Origin of the sequence: Curtobacterium sp. MMLR14_006, assembly GCF_001864985.1 — a bacterium.
Taxonomy (GTDB): domain Bacteria; phylum Actinomycetota; class Actinomycetes; order Actinomycetales; family Microbacteriaceae; genus Curtobacterium.
The window spans coordinates 163,509-179,324 of the sequence record NZ_MJGU01000012.1 but is presented as its reverse complement, the minus strand read 5'-3'; the positions used below and the strand labels follow the sequence as shown (position 1 = coordinate 179,324).

Annotated in this window: 13 protein-coding genes; 6 read left to right on the top strand and 7 right to left on the bottom strand. The window is 72.8% G+C overall.

All coding sequences use genetic code 11. The features are described from left to right. Nucleotides 1-441: 441 nt before the first annotated feature. Genes BIU94_RS04400 through hisD form a run of 3 tightly spaced genes read right to left on the bottom strand, consistent with a single transcriptional unit; the run spans nt 442 to nt 3,329 of the window. Entirely contained in the window at nt 442-1,518 is a 1,077-nt protein-coding gene (locus BIU94_RS04400) for a quinone-dependent dihydroorotate dehydrogenase (RefSeq protein ID WP_083404579.1), read from the bottom strand. After that, a complete protein-coding gene (gene nrdR, locus BIU94_RS04395) occupies nt 1,515-2,009 on the bottom strand; it encodes a transcriptional regulator NrdR (protein WP_071254589.1) in 495 nt (164 codons plus the stop codon). The genes BIU94_RS04400 and nrdR overlap by 4 nt, the downstream gene beginning before the upstream one ends. A 12-nt stretch (nt 2,010-2,021) precedes the next feature. Further along, a complete protein-coding gene (gene hisD, locus BIU94_RS04390) occupies nt 2,022-3,329 on the bottom strand; it encodes a histidinol dehydrogenase (RefSeq protein ID WP_071254587.1) in 1,308 nt (435 codons plus the stop codon). A 53-nt stretch (nt 3,330-3,382) separates the two neighbouring features. On the opposite strand from hisD, the gene BIU94_RS04385 reads away from it, so the two are divergent. From BIU94_RS04385 to BIU94_RS17730, 4 genes are all read left to right on the top strand, one after another. Further along, nucleotides 3,383-4,741: a hypothetical protein gene (locus tag BIU94_RS04385; protein ID WP_071254585.1), complete on the top strand. Its 1,359-nt coding sequence runs from the start codon at nt 3,383-3,385 to the stop codon at nt 4,739-4,741. Next, nucleotides 4,738-6,183: a glycosyltransferase family 2 protein gene (locus BIU94_RS04380; protein WP_071254583.1), complete on the top strand. Its 1,446-nt coding sequence runs from the start codon at nt 4,738-4,740 to the stop codon at nt 6,181-6,183. The genes BIU94_RS04385 and BIU94_RS04380 overlap by 4 nt, the downstream gene beginning before the upstream one ends. Continuing rightward, entirely contained in the window at nt 6,183-8,765 is a 2,583-nt protein-coding gene (locus BIU94_RS04375) for a glycosyltransferase family 2 protein (RefSeq protein WP_071254578.1), read from the top strand. Before BIU94_RS04380 ends, BIU94_RS04375 begins: the two co-directional genes overlap by 1 nt. Nucleotides 8,766-8,866: 101 nt before the next feature. After that, nucleotides 8,867-9,022 carry a hypothetical protein gene (locus BIU94_RS17730; protein WP_175472190.1) on the top strand — a complete coding sequence of 52 codons (156 nt, stop codon included), beginning with the start codon at nt 8,867-8,869 and terminating at the stop codon, nt 9,020-9,022. A 51-nt stretch (nt 9,023-9,073) separates the two neighbouring features. Here the strand turns inward: BIU94_RS17730 and BIU94_RS04370 are convergent, their stop codons facing one another. Next, nucleotides 9,074-9,694, bottom strand: coding sequence for an SGNH/GDSL hydrolase family protein (locus BIU94_RS04370; protein ID WP_071254576.1), 621 nt, complete (start codon nt 9,692-9,694; stop codon nt 9,074-9,076). 62 nt (nt 9,695-9,756) lie between these two features. Then, on the bottom strand, nt 9,757-10,437 hold the full coding sequence (locus BIU94_RS17725) for an SGNH/GDSL hydrolase family protein (RefSeq protein ID WP_071254574.1): 681 nt from the start codon (nt 10,435-10,437) through the stop codon (nt 9,757-9,759). A gap of 72 nt (nt 10,438-10,509) precedes the next feature. Between BIU94_RS17725 and BIU94_RS17720 the strand changes: the two genes are divergently transcribed. Then, on the top strand, nt 10,510-11,631 hold the full coding sequence (locus BIU94_RS17720) for a glycosyltransferase (protein WP_175472189.1): 1,122 nt from the start codon (nt 10,510-10,512) through the stop codon (nt 11,629-11,631). 41 nt (nt 11,632-11,672) lie between these two features. Then, entirely contained in the window at nt 11,673-12,524 is an 852-nt protein-coding gene (locus BIU94_RS04355) for a DUF6270 domain-containing protein (protein ID WP_071254570.1), read from the top strand. Here BIU94_RS04355 and BIU94_RS04350 read toward each other — a convergent pair. Together BIU94_RS04350 and BIU94_RS04345 are read right to left on the bottom strand one after the other, a co-directional pair. Then, nucleotides 12,511-14,214, bottom strand: coding sequence for a glycosyltransferase family 2 protein (locus BIU94_RS04350; protein WP_071254568.1), 1,704 nt, complete (start codon nt 14,212-14,214; stop codon nt 12,511-12,513). The two genes, BIU94_RS04355 and BIU94_RS04350, sit on opposite strands and share 14 nt — an antisense overlap. After that, on the bottom strand, nt 14,211-15,776 hold the full coding sequence (locus tag BIU94_RS04345; protein WP_083404578.1) for a glycosyltransferase: 1,566 nt from the start codon (nt 15,774-15,776) through the stop codon (nt 14,211-14,213). The genes BIU94_RS04350 and BIU94_RS04345 overlap by 4 nt, the downstream gene beginning before the upstream one ends. Nucleotides 15,777-15,816 lie beyond the last annotated feature (40 nt).

The window sequence follows — 15,816 nt, the reverse complement described above, 5'->3', positions numbered from 1 at the left end:
GGCGCTTCGTTGTTCCGGGGGGGCGTCGCGTGGAGTGTTTGGCATGCGGTGCGGGTGGGCGTCGCGTGGCGTGTGCGGGAGCCGGTGGGGGCGTCGCGGGCCGCGTGCGGCATCTGGTGAGCAGAAGATGTCGGGTCGACGGCCCCCACTCGACATCTTCTGCTCACGAAGCGCGCTGGCCGCGCGACACGGCCCTCAGCGCGGGCAAGAGCGCGGACGCGCGGGGCGCCCAGCGCGCGCCGTGACGGACGGGAGGCACGGCGCGGCGCCGCCACGGGCCTCCCGTCCGGTGGGCGGACGGGTCGACCACCGCAACGGGCGTCGCGCCCTACCTGCTGCACCGAGTGAGCAGAAGACGTCGGATGAGCTACCCCGACCCGACGTCTTCTGCTCACTCGGCGAACGCGCCGCGCCGCGCGAAGGCGCCGGCCCCGCTCCTCGTCAGCGCGCGGCGCGGCGCAGCCGACGACGGCGCAGGTGGTTGATCCGGGCCGCCCAGGTCGGCCCCTCGTAGAGGAACGCCGTGTAGCCCTGCACGAGCGTCGCGCCGGCGTCGATGCGGTCCTGCACGTCCTGCTCGGTGGTGACGCCGCCGACCGCGACGACACAGAAGTCGGCGGGGACGGCAGCACGGACGCGGCGCAGGACCTCGAGCGAGCGGGCGGCGATCGGCGCACCCGACAGACCGCCTGCGCCCATGGCCTCGACCTGCTCCGTCGGGGTCGTCAGGCCGGTGCGCGCGATCGTGGTGTTGTTCGCGATCACCCCGGCGAGACCGAGCTCGACCGCGAGGCCGGCGATGGCGTCGATCTGCTCGTCGGTCAGGTCGGGCGCGATCTTCACGAGCACCGGCACGGTGCCCGCGGCGTCGCGCACGGCGGTGAGCAGCGGACGGAGCTGGTCGAGTTCCTGCAGGCCTCGCAGGCCGGGCGTGTTCGGCGAGCTGACGTTGACCGCCAGGTAGTCGGCGAAGGGCGCGAGGCGGCGGGCGGACTCGAGGTAGTCGTCGATCGCGTCCTCGACGGCGACGACCCGGCTCTTGCCGATGTTCACCCCGATGACCGGGCGGCCGGGGTTGCGCCGGGCCCGTTCGAGGTGGCGTGCCGCGGCGGCGGCGCCGTGGTTGTTGAAGCCCATCCGGTTGACGAGGGCGCGGTCGGCGATGAGCCGGAACAGGCGCGGTCGCTCGTTGCCGGGCTGCGGCTTCGCGGTGATGGTGCCCACCTCGACGTGGCCGAACCCGAGCACGCCGAGGCCGCCGATGCCCTTGGCGTCCTTGTCGAAGCCGGCGGCGAGGCCGAAGCGCGACGGGAAGTGGATCCCCATCGTCGTGATGCCGTCGGCCGCTGACGGGCGGCAGTACCGCTCCACGAGGCCGCCGACGAACGGCACGTGCGGCACCGTCTTGATCACGGCGAACGCGATGTGGTGGGCCCGCTCTGGGTCCATGTTCGCGAAGACGGACCGGAAGACGGCGGCGTACCCGTTCCGGACCAGGCGCTCCACGACGCCGTTCACGCGTCAGCGCCTGCGGTGGGAGCGACGGCGGACGCGCCGGCTGCGTGGTGGTCGCGGCGGAGCTGACCGATGGCGTCCTCGAAGTCCTCGAGGGACTCGAACGCCTGGTAGACGCTCGCGAAACGCAGGTAGGCGACCTCGTCGAGCTCCCGCAGCGGCGCGAGGATCGCGAGCCCGATGTCGTTCGCGTCGATCTGGCTCGACCCCGACGACCGCACGGTCTCCTCGACGCGCTGGGCGAGGACCGCCAGGTCGCCGTCGGTGACGGGGCGCCCCTGGCAGGCCTTGCGCACACCGGAGACGATCTTGTCGCGGCTGAAGGGCTCGGTGACGCCGTTGCGCTTCACCACGTTGAGCGACGCGGTCTCGGTGGTCGAGAAGCGACGCCCGCAGTTCGGGCACTGGCGGCGTCGACGGATCGAGGTACCGTCGTCGCTCGTCCGCGAGTCGACGACGCGGGAGTCCGGGTGGCGGCAGAAGGGGCAGAACATGTCGGTCCCAGGCTATCGGTTCGTGCGTTCCGTCACGGCGGCGCCGTGCGCGGGGAGCTGCTCCTCGGTCGAGAGCGCCACGATGTCGTCGGCGACCTCGCGCAGTGCGGCCGGTGTGTACCGCACGACCTGCTGTGGACGCAGGAACGTGGACGCCGAGAGCCCCGACCCGAAGCGCGCCTGCCCGCCCGTCGGCAGGACGTGGTTCGATCCGGCGAGGTAGTCGCCGAGGCTGACGGGTGTGCTCGGTCCGACGAAGACCGCGCCGGCCGCGTCGATGTCGGCCAGCACGGCGTCGTCGTCCGCGGTCTGGATCTCGAGGTGCTCCGGGCCGTACGCGTTGCTGACGGTCGCCGCGTCGGCGAGCGAGTCCACGAGGACGATCGCGGACTGCGGGCCGTCGAGCGCGGTCTGGAGGCGCGCGGCCGTCCCGAGCACCGCCGTGCGTTCCGGGATGGCTGCTTCCACCGCGTCGGCGAACGTCGCCGACGTCGTCACCAGCACGCTGCCGGCCTGCTCGTCGTGCTCGGCCTGGCTGACGAGGTCCGCCGCGACGAACCCGGGGTCGGCGGTCTCGTCGGCGATGACGAGGATCTCGGTGGCGCCGGCCTCCGAGTCGATGCCGACGGTGCCGCGCACGATGCGCTTGGCAGCGGCGACGTAGTTGTTGCCGGGACCGGTGACGAGGTCGACCGGGTCGAGGCCGAGCTCGGCCACGCCGTACGCCAGCGCGCCGATCGCGCCGGCGCCGCCCATGGCGTAGACCTCGTCGATCCCGAGCAGCCCGGCGGCCGCGAGGATCGTCGGGTGCACCGCGCCGCCGTGGTCGCGCTGCGGCGGCGACACGAGGGCGATCGACCGGACACCGGCCACCTGCGCCGGCACGACGTTCATGACGACGCTCGACGGGTACACGGCCTTGCCGCCGGGTACGTACAGCCCGACGCGGCGCATCGGCTGCCAGCGCTGGTGCACCTCGGCGCCGTCGGCGAGCGTCGTGACCGCGGCTGCGGGCACCTGTGCGGCGCTCGCGGCCCGGACCCGGCGGATCGCCTCGTCGAGGGCTCCTCGCAGGGCGGGGGTCAGGCCGGCGACGGCGGCGGCGATGTCGGCGGCGGGGACCCGGACGTGCTCGGGGGCTCCCCCGTCGAAGCGCTCGGCCTGCTCGCGCAGTGCCGACGCCCCGTGCTCGCGCACGGCGTCCACGAGCTCACGCGCGGCGTCCACCGCGTGCGAGACGTCGCCGACGGCGCGGGGCATGAGGCGGAGGAGGTCGGCGCGGGCGGGGAGGCCACCGCGGAGGTCGATTCGCTGCATCATCAGGGGGCAAGCCTACCGAGGGCGCCCGGCGTCCCCCGGTAACGTGAGCGCCGATGAACTTCGAGAAGGCACGGCGCCTCGTGAGCGACCTCGTCCGGGTGAACGAGCGCTACGCCCGGGACGGCCACTACCGCAACGACGTCCGGGAACGACTGGGCCGCACGGTGTCCCGGGTGGACGTCCGCGTCGCCCGCCGTGAGCGCGACCGGGCACCGCTGACCGCACGACCGTTCGAGGGACTGGTCGAGACGAGCCTGGCGATCGCCGGCATCACCACCGTCGACCGCGCCCCCGAGGTGGTGCTCGTCGTCGACGAGCTGCGCGAGGGCGCCGCGTTCGCCGGTGTGCAGACCGCCATCGCGGTGGCGCTCGCCCTCGGCGGGCAGCTGGACCGGCCGGTGCGCGTCGTGATGGTGCGGTGGACGACGCCGGGCAACAGCGCCGCCGCGGCCGAGGCGCTCATCGCCGACCGGTTCCCCGAGTCCCGCGTCGAGGGCCGTCCCGGCGTCCGGGTCGTCCGCCGCGAGGACGTCCTCGACACCACGTTCGGCCGCGACGACGTCTGGATCGCGACGCACTGGAAGACCGCGCACCCGCTCGACGTCGCCGTCACCGCCGGGGTGGTCCCCCGCGAGCACGTCGTCTACCTGGTGCAGGACTACGAGCCCGGGTTCAGTCCGTGGTCGACGGAGTACGCCGTCGCCGCCTCGACCTACCGCGCCGGGTTCCGCATGCTCGTCAACTCGGAGCCCCTGCGCCGGTACCTCGCCGACGTGGAGGGGCTCGACGTCGGGAGCGACCAGACCTTCGCGCCGCACCTGGACCTCGACCTGCTCGAGCGCGTGGCAGCAGCGCGGCAGCACGAGGACGTCGTCCGGGTCCTGTTCTACGGCCGCCCGAGCAAGCACCGCAACCTGTTCCGTCTCGGGGTCGCCGCCCTGCGCGTGGCCGTGCAGGAGCTCGCGTCCGACGGCATCCGGGTCGAGTTCCACTCGGCGGGCGAGCAGCACGGCGACGTCGAACTCGACGGCGGACGCGGCGACGTGAAGCTCGTGTCGCACGGCACCATGCCGTGGGACGACTACTTCCGCTTCATCACGTCGACGAACGTCGTCCTCTCGCTGCAGCACAGCCCGCACCCGAGCCACCCGCCGTTCGACGGCGCGGTCTCGGGTGCCCGGGTCGTGACGAACGAGTTCCGCGGCACGCGCGGCGACCTGCACCCGAACCTCGCCGCGGTCCCCGCGGACGCCCGGTCCCTCGGCCTCGCCGTCGCGGACGCCGTCCGACGCGCCGCGGCCGACGGCCCCACCGGCTGGACCCCGCTCGCCGGGGACCGGCTCGGCGGACCGCTCGACGCGGCCGTCGCCGCCCTCGCCGCAGCCCTCACCCACGAGGAGACCGCCCGATGACCCGTCCCACCCTCGTCGTCGTGCCGATCTACGGCGACCTCGAGTCGCTGCTGCGGTGCGTCGACGGCCTCCTCGAGCACCTCGACACCGGTGTGCACCGGGTGCTGCTGCTCAACGACTGCGGGCCGGACGCGGACACCATCGAGCGTGCCGTGCTCGAGCGCGTCGCCGGACACGCCGGCTTCCGGTACGAGCGCAACGAGCGCAACCTCGGCTTCGTCGGCACCTGCAACCGCGCCGTGCTCGAGCTCGACACCGGCGCCGAGGACGAGGCGGTGCTCCTGCTGAACAGCGACGCGGTGCCGACTGCGGGCTTCCTCGACGCGATGCTCGAGGTGCTCGACGAGGACCGCACCGGCGTCGTCACCGCACGGAGCGACAACGCGACGATCGCGAGCATCCCCTACCGGCTGACGAACCGCGGGGCCGCTCGCACCGAGGCCCGTACCCGCGAGGTCTGGGCCGAGATCGCGCCACTGCTGCCCCGTTCGCAGGTGATGCCCGTCGCGATGGGCTTCTGCTTCCTCACCCGCCGGTCGCTCGTCACCGAGCACGGCCTGTTCGACGAGGCCTTCGCGCCCGGCTACGGCGAGGAGAACGACTACTGCCTGCGCATCGCCGCGCACGGCTGGCTGGCGAAGATCGCGAACCGCGCGCTCGTCCTGCACGCCGGCGGCAAGAGCTTCTCGGGTAACCGGAACGCGCTCCGAGCGGCGCACCAGCGGGAGCTCGAGCGTCGGTACCCGTTCCTGCCCGACGCCGTCGCCGCTTACCAGCGGCACGGCACGACGGCCACAGAGCGGTTCGCCGACGTGCTCGTGCCGGCCGGTCCGGCAGCGCGGCTGGCGGTCGACCTGCGGTACGTCGACGACGCCGCGGCGTGGGTTCGGCAGGTCGACCTCGCGTTCGGTGACGGCTTCGCGGTGGAGGCCCGGCTCCCCGCCGGTACGTCGGCCCCTGCCACGTGGACGGTCACGGCCGACGACCCGGACCCGGACGACCTCGTGACGCTGACGATCATGGTGGACCCGTCGCCGGCGGCGCTCGTCCTGGCGAACCGCCGCGCCCTGCACTGGGTGATCGTGCGCACGGACACCCCGAGTGCTCCGTGGTCGTCCCGCGTGCACCGCACCGGCGGCGACGTCTTGGCGGCGCTCGTCGACCGCTTCGCCGAGGTCACCGGGATCGACGAGCTCGAGTCGGCGCGCGAAGGCGTCGAGAACAGCCTGATGGCCCCCGTCGACGGCATCGCGGCCGCACTCGAAGCGCGTCGGGCGGCGATGCTGCCCTTCGACCTGGTCGCCGCCGACAGCGCCGCCGCCGGCACCGCCGACGAGGTCGCCCGGCTGCGGAGGGAGCTCGACGACCTGCGGGCCAGCCGCTCGTTCCGCACCGGCAACGCGATCGCCAAGGTCGCCGCGCGGCTGCCGGGGCGTCGCTGATGGCCGAGAACGGGGGGCTCGGCCGGGTCGCACGGCGACTCGCCCGCGGACTCCGCGGCCCCGAGAAGCCCCTGACCGTCACCGATCGGCTGGACCGCTGGGCGCGCCGCATCGCCGAGTTCGGGATCACCGACCGCGCGTACCTCGAGGCGCAGACCGGCCGCACGTTCGCGAGCGACGACGAGGCGATCGCCTTCTACGTGCACAACGACGGCCGGCGCGGGCTCTCCCTGAGCCCGCTGGTCGAGCACGAGTGGATGCGCGAGCACCAGCCCGTGCCGACGATGTCCTGGTACGACGCCCTGCACCAGGAGGGCCCCGAGCTCTTCCAGACCGGCCCCCTGTTCGACGCCGGTGTGTACGCCGCCTCGTTGCCGGAGGCTGACCGCCCGTCGTCCACCCTCGACGCGCTCCGCCACTTCCTGCGGAACGCGACGGACACGACCACGCTCCCCGCGCCTCCCGGCCGACGCGGCCCGGCACCCACCTGGGGCGCCGCGCGCGCATCAGCCGTGTCGGCGGCCCGCGCGTTCGCCGAGGCGCAGCACCGCACCCGGCGCCGCTACCGGACGACCTGGGACGGCCCCGACGCCACCGAGGTCCTCGCCCGCACGCCGCGCGGCGCGGCGCGACGTGCCGCCGAGCATCCCCTCGTGTCGGTCGTGATGCCGGTGCACCGCCGAGCCGACGTCGTCGGCGCGGCCATCGACTCCGTCCGCGCGCAGGAGCACACCACCTGGGAGCTGCTCGTCGTCGACGACGGGTCCGGGGACGACACCGTCGACGTCGTCCGGCGCCGAGCCGAGGGCGACCCCCGGATCCGGCTGCTCGAGCGCGAGAACGGCGGCGCCGGCGCTGCCCGGAACACCGGGCTCGCCGCCGTCCGCGGCGACTTCGTCGCGTTCCTCGACGCCGACAACACCTGGCGCCCCGCGCACCTGTCCGCCGCCCTCGCCGTCCTGCTCGAGACCGGCGGCCCCGGCGTGCACACCGGCGTGCGCATGATCGGCGCGAACAACGCCGACGACTCCACCGCGCCGGTCGAGACGTACCGCGGCGAGGACGGCACGTTCGCGGACCTGCTCGCCGGCAACTTCATCGACCTCAACGCCCTGGTCGTGCGCCGGGACGTCGCCGCGGCGGTCGGTCCCTTCGACGAGACCCTCCGGCGCTGGATCGACTGGGAGTGGCTGCTCCGCATCGGTGCCCGCTTCGGTGTGCCCGCGTACGTGCCGGTGATCGGTGTCGACTACGACAACGTCCGCGACCCGCGACGGGTGTCGTCCGCGCAGCCCGCGTCGTGGCAGGAGGTCGCACTCGCGCGCCACCGCATCGACTGGGACGCGCTCGCCGGGGCGGCACCGGACCGCGACGCCGACCTCGTGTCGGTCGTCATGCCCGTGTTCCGCGACTGGACAATGACCCGCCGTGCCGTCGACGCCGTGCTGAGCGCGGCCGACCACGACGGCGACCACGTCGAGGTCGTCGTCGTCGACAACGGATCGCCGCGCTCCGTCAGCGCCGTGCTCGGCACGTGGTTCGGCGACGAGCCGCGGGTGGTCCTGCAGCGCGAGGACCGGAACCGGAACTTCGGGCTCGGCAGCGACCTCGGACTGGCACGCTCGACCGGCGCGACCGTCGTCATGCTCAACAACGACACCGAGGTGACCACCGGCTGGCTCCGCCCCCTCGTCGCCGCGCTCGCCGACCCGACCGTCCTCGGCACGCAGCCGCTGCTCGTCTACCCGGACGGCGTCGTGCAGGCCGCCGGCACCGTCTTCGGCGGCAACAAGGTGCTGCCGTGGCACTTCCTCGGCGACCACCCCCGGTACGACGCATCGCGGGCGTTCGCCGACCCGTCGGCCCGCCGCTTCTCGGCGATCACCGCAGCTGCAGCCGCCTTCCGCGCCGCCGACCTGATCCGCTGGCACGGGTTCGACCCGGTGTACGCCAACGGGCTCGAGGACGTCGACCTCTGCCTCCGCGCCCTGGCGTCGTCCCCGACCGGCTCGTCGTTCGCCGTCGTGCCGTCCTCCGTGGTCGTCCACCACGAGAGCCGCTCCCCCGGACGCGACGACGCCCGGATCGACAACCGGCGCGTCTTCGACGAACGCTGGCGCGGACGCTACCCCGACGCCGACGCCGCCCCGCGGTACGAGGCGGCAGGCCTGCGCTGGCTCGGCGTCGAGCCGGGGCTGCCGAAGGGGCACGCCGTCATGGTGCGGTCCTCGCGGCCCCTCGTCGTCCGCGACCACCGGGAAGCGGCCGGCGCGGCGCTGCGGATCGCGGTGAAGCACGACGGCTCCCGCAGCGACGACGTGACCGCGCTCCTCGGCCGGCTCGCAGCAGCCGGGCACGACGTGCAGGTGGACGTGCCGACGTCCTGGTACCGGGGATCGGCGTCGCTCGACGATGTCACGGTCCTGGTAGGCGGCCCCGGCGACGGACCGGTGTGGGTGCCGCAACCCGGCGCCCGCAACGTCGTGTGGCTCGCTGCGGGGCAGATCGCCACCGAGCAGGACTTCGCCGCCGTGGTGTCCGGCTCCGCGGACCGGGTCATCGAGGCGCTCGGAGGGTCCTGACGCGAGTCTCGCTCGCGTCCGCGGCGGGTTCTTCGGGATCGTTCACCCGGCTCGGAGGTGGGCGAAGCCTGCCGTTCACCTCCGGCGCGCAGGATGTCCGCATGTCCCTTCTCTCCGATGCGGTGCGGTCGACCTTCACGACCAGGTGCGCGGTGTGCGACGCGGTCATCAGTCGGCGCGACGCGCTCGACCACGCCGGGCGGGCGTTCTGCTCCGTCCTGCACGAGGCCGAGTACGTGGTCGCCACGCACGACTGAGCCGGTCCGGCCGATCAGCTCCCGATCACGCACGGACCGTGGTCGCTGCGGTCAGCGGACCCGAACCCCTGCCGGTCGCGCCACGGCGCCCGCCTTGGTGTTCAGGTCGACCGTCGCGGCCGCCTGTCGGATGAACAGCCGCATGCGGACTGCGGCTTCGGCGGAGACGTGCGGGAGCGGGTGCGTCCCGTCGTCGCTGGAGCCGCCACCCCACGAGTTGTTGGACGCCCGCGCGAACGCGAACGGGTCGGCGACGATCCAGCCCTGCTTCGCCCCCAGGTCGAACAGGTGACGGTTGGCCACCACGCCGTTCGCGCGTCGGTTCACCGGTCCGTCGCTGTGGTTGCTCGGCGGGACGAGGCACAGCAGCGCGGTCCGGCACTCCGAGAACCGCACGATCTTCTCGATGTTCGTCTTCACCGTCTCCGCCGGCACGCTCTCGCGCACGTCTTCCATCCCGAGCATCACGACGAGCACGTCTGCCATCGATCGACGCACCTGACCGAACGCCCGCTCGGACGTGGCCCCGTCCTCGGCGAACCCACCGACGAGACGCAGACGGCGGTCGCCGAGCTGATCACGCCACGAGTCGGGCCTGGACGTGATGGAGTCCCCCGACACGGCGAACGTCAGGGTCGCATCGGGCGTGACCCGCGCACGTGATCTGAACATCCTTCGATGGTACCGAGCAGCACGGAGGTCACGACGTCACGTCCGTCACGGGCGCGTCGCGGTCACTCCGCGGCCAGGACGACGTCGTCGCGCTCGTCCACTCCCTCGATGAGCTCCCGCATCGCCAGCCCGAGCCGACGGTACTGCGCGGGGCCGGCCGGGTGTGTGCCGTCCGCACTCACGCCGGGGACCCAGCCGGACCCGTCGCGTGCGAAGCCCCACGGGTCCCCCCACGCCCACCCTTCTTCGCGCGTCAACTCTCGGAGATCGCGGTTGTACTCCACGGCCGCGGCCGGCTGCCAGCGGTACGGCGGGATCGCCGCGACGAGGACCGACCGCGGTCGCACCGTCTCGACGATGCTCCGGTAGGAGGCTGCTTCGTCGGCGAGGCTGCGGTGCAGTCGGACCGCGTTCGTCCCGGCGAGGATGACGAGCACGTCGACGTCCGCCACCGGGCGCACGTGCTCCGCCATGCGCTCCGGGGTCGCACCGGACCGAGCCCAACCGCCCACGAACTCGACGTCCTCGCCGACGACGGTCGTGATCCAGGTCCCGTCGTCGAGCCCGTTGCCCAGGTACCGCGAGGCTCCGGCGCTCAGGGAGTCGCCCACCACGGCCAGTCGCAACGGGCGCGCGGGCTCCGTGCCGGATGCCAGCGGGGACGGGCGATCGAACGAGATCAGCGAGGCGGCGAGCGCTCCGAGGACGACGAAGAGGACCAGGAGGGCTCGGACGACACGCACCGGGTCATTGTCCGGTACGGGCGCTGGGGAGCCGCTCCACCGACACGCTCCGGGCCTCGTAGGATCGCTCGGGTGGCAGCAACAGAGCACCCCGGAACCGGTTCCCGGACGCACCGCGGTCGACTCGCGGTGTTCCCCGTCTACCGTGACAACCCCTACCTGAACACCCTGCTGCTCGCTCCACGCGCAACAGGGTGGGTCGTGCACGAGTCGGCCCGCCTCGAACGCTTCGAGCGCGACGTCGAACGGCTCGCAGGCGGGGACGTCCTCCACGTCCACTGGACGGCTCCGATCGTCCAGCGTGCCGACGACCGGACCGAGGCGGCGGAACGCCTCGGTCGCTTCCGTACCGCGGTGGACGCAGCGCGTGGCCGGGGCGCCAGCACGGTGTGGACCGTGCACAACGCGCTCGCCCACGACGTGCGTCACGAGGACCTCGAGATCGAGTTGAACCGCTACCTCGCGGCGACCGTGGACGTGGTGCACGTCCTGAACTCGCGGACCGCGGACGTTGTCGCTCCGTTCTACGACCTGTCCGCGCGCCGGGTGGCGCACATCCCGCACCCGAGCTACCAGGGCGTCTACGACGGGGCGGGGTCGCGTGCCAGCGCTCGAGCCGACTTCGGACTCGGGGAGGGAGACCGCGCCGTCCTCTTCTTCGGTCAGGTGCGTCCGTACAAGGGGCTGGACGTGCTCTTCGAGGCGCTCGGCAGGTCGGAGGACCGCGGCAACCTGGTCCTGATGCTCGCCGGCAAGACGTCCCCGGAGGACGAAGCCGCCATCGGCGGGCTCCTCCCGGACGGGTTGAAGACCATCCGACACCACGGCTACGTCGAGGACGCCGACGTCGAGAAGTGGTTCGATGCTGCAGACGTGGTCGTGCTGCCGTACCGGCGGATCCTCAACTCGGGGAGCCTGCACCTCGCGGGGACCTTCGGCGTCCCGACGATCCTGCCGGACGAGCCACACCTCCGCAGCGACTTCGGGGACGAACCGTGGATCCGCTGGTTCCGACCAGGGGACGCCGGGTCCCTCGCCCGCCGCTTGTCCGAACCGCTGCCCGAGCGCGACCGGTCGGGGCGGTTCGCTCACCGGCTCGCACCGTTCGACGTCTCACGGCGCTACGCCGAGCTCCTCGCCGCCCTCGTCGACACGATCCCAGGGGCGGCGCGGACGACCGACCCTGCGGCATAATCGGTCCTCGTCGCACTCCACGCGGCGAGACGGAGGACAAGTTGTCACGGATCAAGGTCGCCATCATCGGCTCGTGCGTCACCCGAGAGGCGTTCATCACGCGGAACAACCCGCACTATAAGGACGTCTACGACCTCGGGCCGCTCGCCTGGCAGAGCGGGCTGGTGAGCTTCCTGGCCGAGCCCGTCCCCGCCGACGTGGCCCGTTCGATCGATCCGGGCGAGAAGGTCAACGAGCACGGTGCGCGCACCATGGCCCGCGACATCGCAAAGACGGACCGAGCGGAGATCGAGGCGTTCGCGCCCGACTACCTGCTCTTCGACCTGTACTCGGACGTCCGGTACGGGCTCGCCCGGGTCGGTGGGACGACCATCACCAACAACCCGAACAGCTTCCGGAAGACCGACTTCTTCGCAGACGGCTCCGGCTTCACGCCGCTCCACATGGCGAACGCCCACGCGGAGTACCTCCCCCTCCTCGAAGCGGCGGTCGACGACCTCGTGGCGTGGCAGCAGCGTGCACTGCCGTCGACGACGCTCGTCATGAACTGCTTCCGGTACAGCTCCTACTACAAGACCAGCACGGGCGACCTCAACTTCGTCAAGTACCGCGGGAACGACAAGCGGGACGACCTCTACCGGCGGCTCCTGCGGGAGAACGATCGCTACGACGCGCTCTACCGCTCGATCACCGCACGCCACGAGCTCCGCACGATCGACAACCGCGACCGTTCCTACCACTCCGACGGGAATCACCCGTACGGGGTCTCCCCGTGGCACTTCGGCCGACCGTTCTACCAGGACCTGATGGCCGACCTCGACCGGATGGTGCTCGGCGACACGATGGCACGAGCCGGGACCGCGCCCGAACCGGCGGGCGTCACGCTCTCCTGACCGCGCGCCCTGCTGCCCTGACGAGGCGACGCAGGAGCGGTGGCCTCGGCGATCGGCGATCGATGACGAACCGTCGACCGTCAGCCCGGTCAGCGAGCGGCTGGAGCTGGACGGGCTCGGCGACGGGTGGCAGCGGCATCCGGGCCACGACGACGGGGAAGGTGACCGCGAGGTCGCCGAACCCGACACGGAACGCGGTGCTGTGCCGCCCGGGGCCGATCTCGTCGTTCGCGATCCGAGCCTGCCACCGGCCCTCGGCGCGATCGACGGCGAACGGACGCTCTCGGCCGTCCGGTCCGGTGGCCACCAGCTGCAGCACCACGGCCTCGGGCAGCGTCGTCGCAAGCGGCCCGCGCAGCACCAGGGCCGTCGTCGTCGCATCCGCTGCGTCGACGACGACCGGAGCGAGGTGCCGGGCGACCGAGACCGACCGGATCCCTTCGGGATCGCGACGGTGCAGGGCGTCCGACACGGCGCGCAGCACCTCGGTCGACCCGGCGGCCCCCTCGGACACCGACGCGAGCTGCTCCACGGTCCCCTCGAGCACCGCGCGGTCGGTGCGCTCCGCCCGATTCGCCAGGAGAACGAACAGCCCCTCGTCGACCAGCGCGGCACGGTCGAGAGGGAACACCGGTGCGTCGCCGGGCCGCACCGCCTCGAGCGCATCCGCCCACGCTCGGAGGTACTCGACGGAGACCGCCCCGGAGCTCCGCTCGTCGTGGCTCCGTGTCGCGAGCTCGACGGCGACCGCAGCCGATCCCGTCGCCACCAGGTGCCAAAGGATCCGCCGCTCGGCACGGACGCTCTCGCGATCGGCGGTCGGCACGGCGGCGAGCAGCCGGGTGACGGCGTCGGTGAAGCGCTCCGTGTCGGCCGGCGTGGGTCGGCTGCGGAGGAACCGCTCCAGGTGCACGTACCCGTCGGCTTCCAGGACAACGCGGGAGTGGGTCCGGCGGACGTGGGTCGCGGACGTCGCGAGGAGCCCGGCGACCTCGATCTCCTGCTCGATGTAGCTCAGCACGCCGTCGACCCCGGAGGACCGGGCCGTCATCGAGGAGGCCCCGGGGCGTTCCCGGTACAGGTAGACCACGGACGGCACGACCGCGACACGGTCGGCGGCGACGAGCGCCCGGACCATCGGCACGATGTCGTTCGACCGCGGGACCTCCGGGAAGCGGATGCCGCGCGCACGGAGGAAGTCGGTCCGGAAGGCACGGTTCCAGCATGCGCGGTTCGCGAGCAGGACGGGCATCTCGTCGAGGTCCGTGACGGACGACTCGTCGACGGCGTACCACGAGGACATCGGTTCCCAGGTGGCGCCGGAACTGAACTTGAGGTGGCGACCGATCGCGATCGGCGCACCGGTCTGCTCGATCGCGTCGAGGAGCGCCGCGTACGCCCCGTCCGGCACCAGGTCGTCGCCGTCGGCGAACACGATGTGCTCGCCGCGGGCGGCGTCGATGCCGAAGTTGCGCGCAACCGCACCCCCGGGTGACGGCGGGGCGAGGACCCGTACCCGGTCGTCCTGCGCCGCGATCGCCTCGACGACGGCCCGCGTGCCGTCGGTCGAGCGATCGTCCACCACGAGCACCTCGAGGTCGACGCGCTGCCGGAGGATGCAGTCAAGTTGTTCCCCGATCCACGGGGCCACGTCGTGGACCGGGACGACGACCGAGAGCTGCGGGCTCACCGCCCGCCCCGGACCTTCGAACCGACCGCCGCGAGCACGCGCGACACACGAGAGCGCCGGAACTCCGCGCTGACGCGGTGCAGCGACCCGCTCGCGAGGGGGAACTCCAGGACCAGCTCGTCCCCACGACGCAGCTGCGTCGGCACGACGTGGTCACCGTTGTCGAGTACGCGTTCGACCGCTCTGCCCGGCACGCCGTCGCGCCGCACGAGCATCCTGGTCTCGGCAGGAGCGGCGAGTCCGCTCACCGACACGAGGACGCCGCCGCCGCGCCCCCGCGCCGAGACCCGCAACCGTCGGTTCCGACGGAGGAACGCCACGTCACTCACCGCATCCCTCCGGAGCGCCGCCAGGATCTCGTGTTCGTGCTCGTCGAGCCCGCCCCTGACGAAGTGGTCCCAGAACGCCACGACGGTCCGCGGTGGCACGGGCAGACGCTCCCCCCGCTGCGCGGCGTCGAGGACGGGGCCGAACAACCGCTCTCGCCAGAGCGCCTCGGACTGGTCCTCCCGGCGCACCACACGCTGCACGTCCTCGGCCAGCGCGCGCCAGGACTCGACAGCGTCGGGTGACGGGCCGTCGAACGTCTGCACCAACGCGGACACGAGCCCGGGTTCGCCGTGCCGGAGCAGGTCGTAAGCGGTGCGGGGGTAGGAGCTGAGACGAGCGAACTCGTCCGCGTCGGTCCAGGTCCCCATCCAGCGCACGAACTCGACGAGCGACCGGGCGTCCTGCTGCGTGAACTGCGCGGTGCTCCGCACGCGTGTCCAGGCCTCGCGGCGGATCAGACGTCGACCGACCGCCTCGAGCGCTCCACGCTGGCCGTGACGCTGGTAGGTCTCGACGGCGCGCTTCGTCTGTGCGGTCCAGTCGTCGAGGTCGGCGCCCCGACCGATGCCGGACGTCACCGAGTCCCCGTGCCGGCGGTGACGGTAGACCACCTCCGGCAGGACGTCCACCTCGGCCCGGACCACGAGCTCCGCCCACCACGACACGTCCTCGCAAGTGGTGTCGACGGGGAACGTGATCCCCGTCCCCACGAGCCACGCGCGCCGGAAGACCTTGTTCCACGGCGTGTGGTCGTGAGCGAGCAGTGGTGTGTCCGCGAGTCGCAACCCGGTGCCGCCGTGCTGCCAGAGCGGTTCGTCCACCGTCCAGTACGTCACGCCGGCGCCGTCCTCGCCGAACTGTTCGGCACGCCCGCTGACGACGTCGGCGGTCGAGGTCCCGATCGCGGCGAGCAGTCGTTCGTACGCGTCGTGAGGGACCAGGTCGTCAGCGTCTGCGAAGGCGACGTACTCGCCGCGCGCTCGGCGCAGGCCCACGTTGCGGGCGTTGCCCGCTCCACCTCGTGAGGGGACGGTCAGGACGACGATCCGCGGGTCCCCGCCCTGCTGGCGGAGCACGACGTCGGCGGCGGCAGCACCGAGGCCGTCCAGGACCAGGACGATCTCGAGTCGTTCCGTCGTCTGCGCCCGCAGCGCCCCGAGCGCCTCTGCGAAGCGGGAGTCGATCCGCCCGACCGGCACGACGACGGACAGCACGGGGAACGATTCAGTCACGGTCTTCTTCTCCGGGGATTCACCGTCTTCGGGTTGCGCA

Excerpts from the sequence above, each read along its gene's own strand:
- BIU94_RS04375 (WP_071254578.1), top strand. The coding sequence starts at position 6,183 with ATGGCCGAGAACGGGGGGCTCGGCCGGGTCGCACGGCGACTCGCCCGC.
- nrdR (WP_071254589.1), bottom strand. The coding sequence starts at position 2,009 with ATGTTCTGCCCCTTCTGCCGCCACCCGGACTCCCGCGTCGTCGACTCG.
- BIU94_RS17730 (WP_175472190.1), top strand. The coding sequence starts at position 8,867 with ATGTCCCTTCTCTCCGATGCGGTGCGGTCGACCTTCACGACCAGGTGC.
- BIU94_RS04370 (WP_071254576.1), bottom strand. The coding sequence starts at position 9,694 with ATGTTCAGATCACGTGCGCGGGTCACGCCCGATGCGACCCTGACGTTC.
- hisD (WP_071254587.1), bottom strand. The coding sequence starts at position 3,329 with ATGATGCAGCGAATCGACCTCCGCGGTGGCCTCCCCGCCCGCGCCGAC.
- BIU94_RS04380 (WP_071254583.1), top strand. The coding sequence starts at position 4,738 with ATGACCCGTCCCACCCTCGTCGTCGTGCCGATCTACGGCGACCTCGAG.
- BIU94_RS04385 (WP_071254585.1), top strand. The coding sequence starts at position 3,383 with ATGAACTTCGAGAAGGCACGGCGCCTCGTGAGCGACCTCGTCCGGGTG.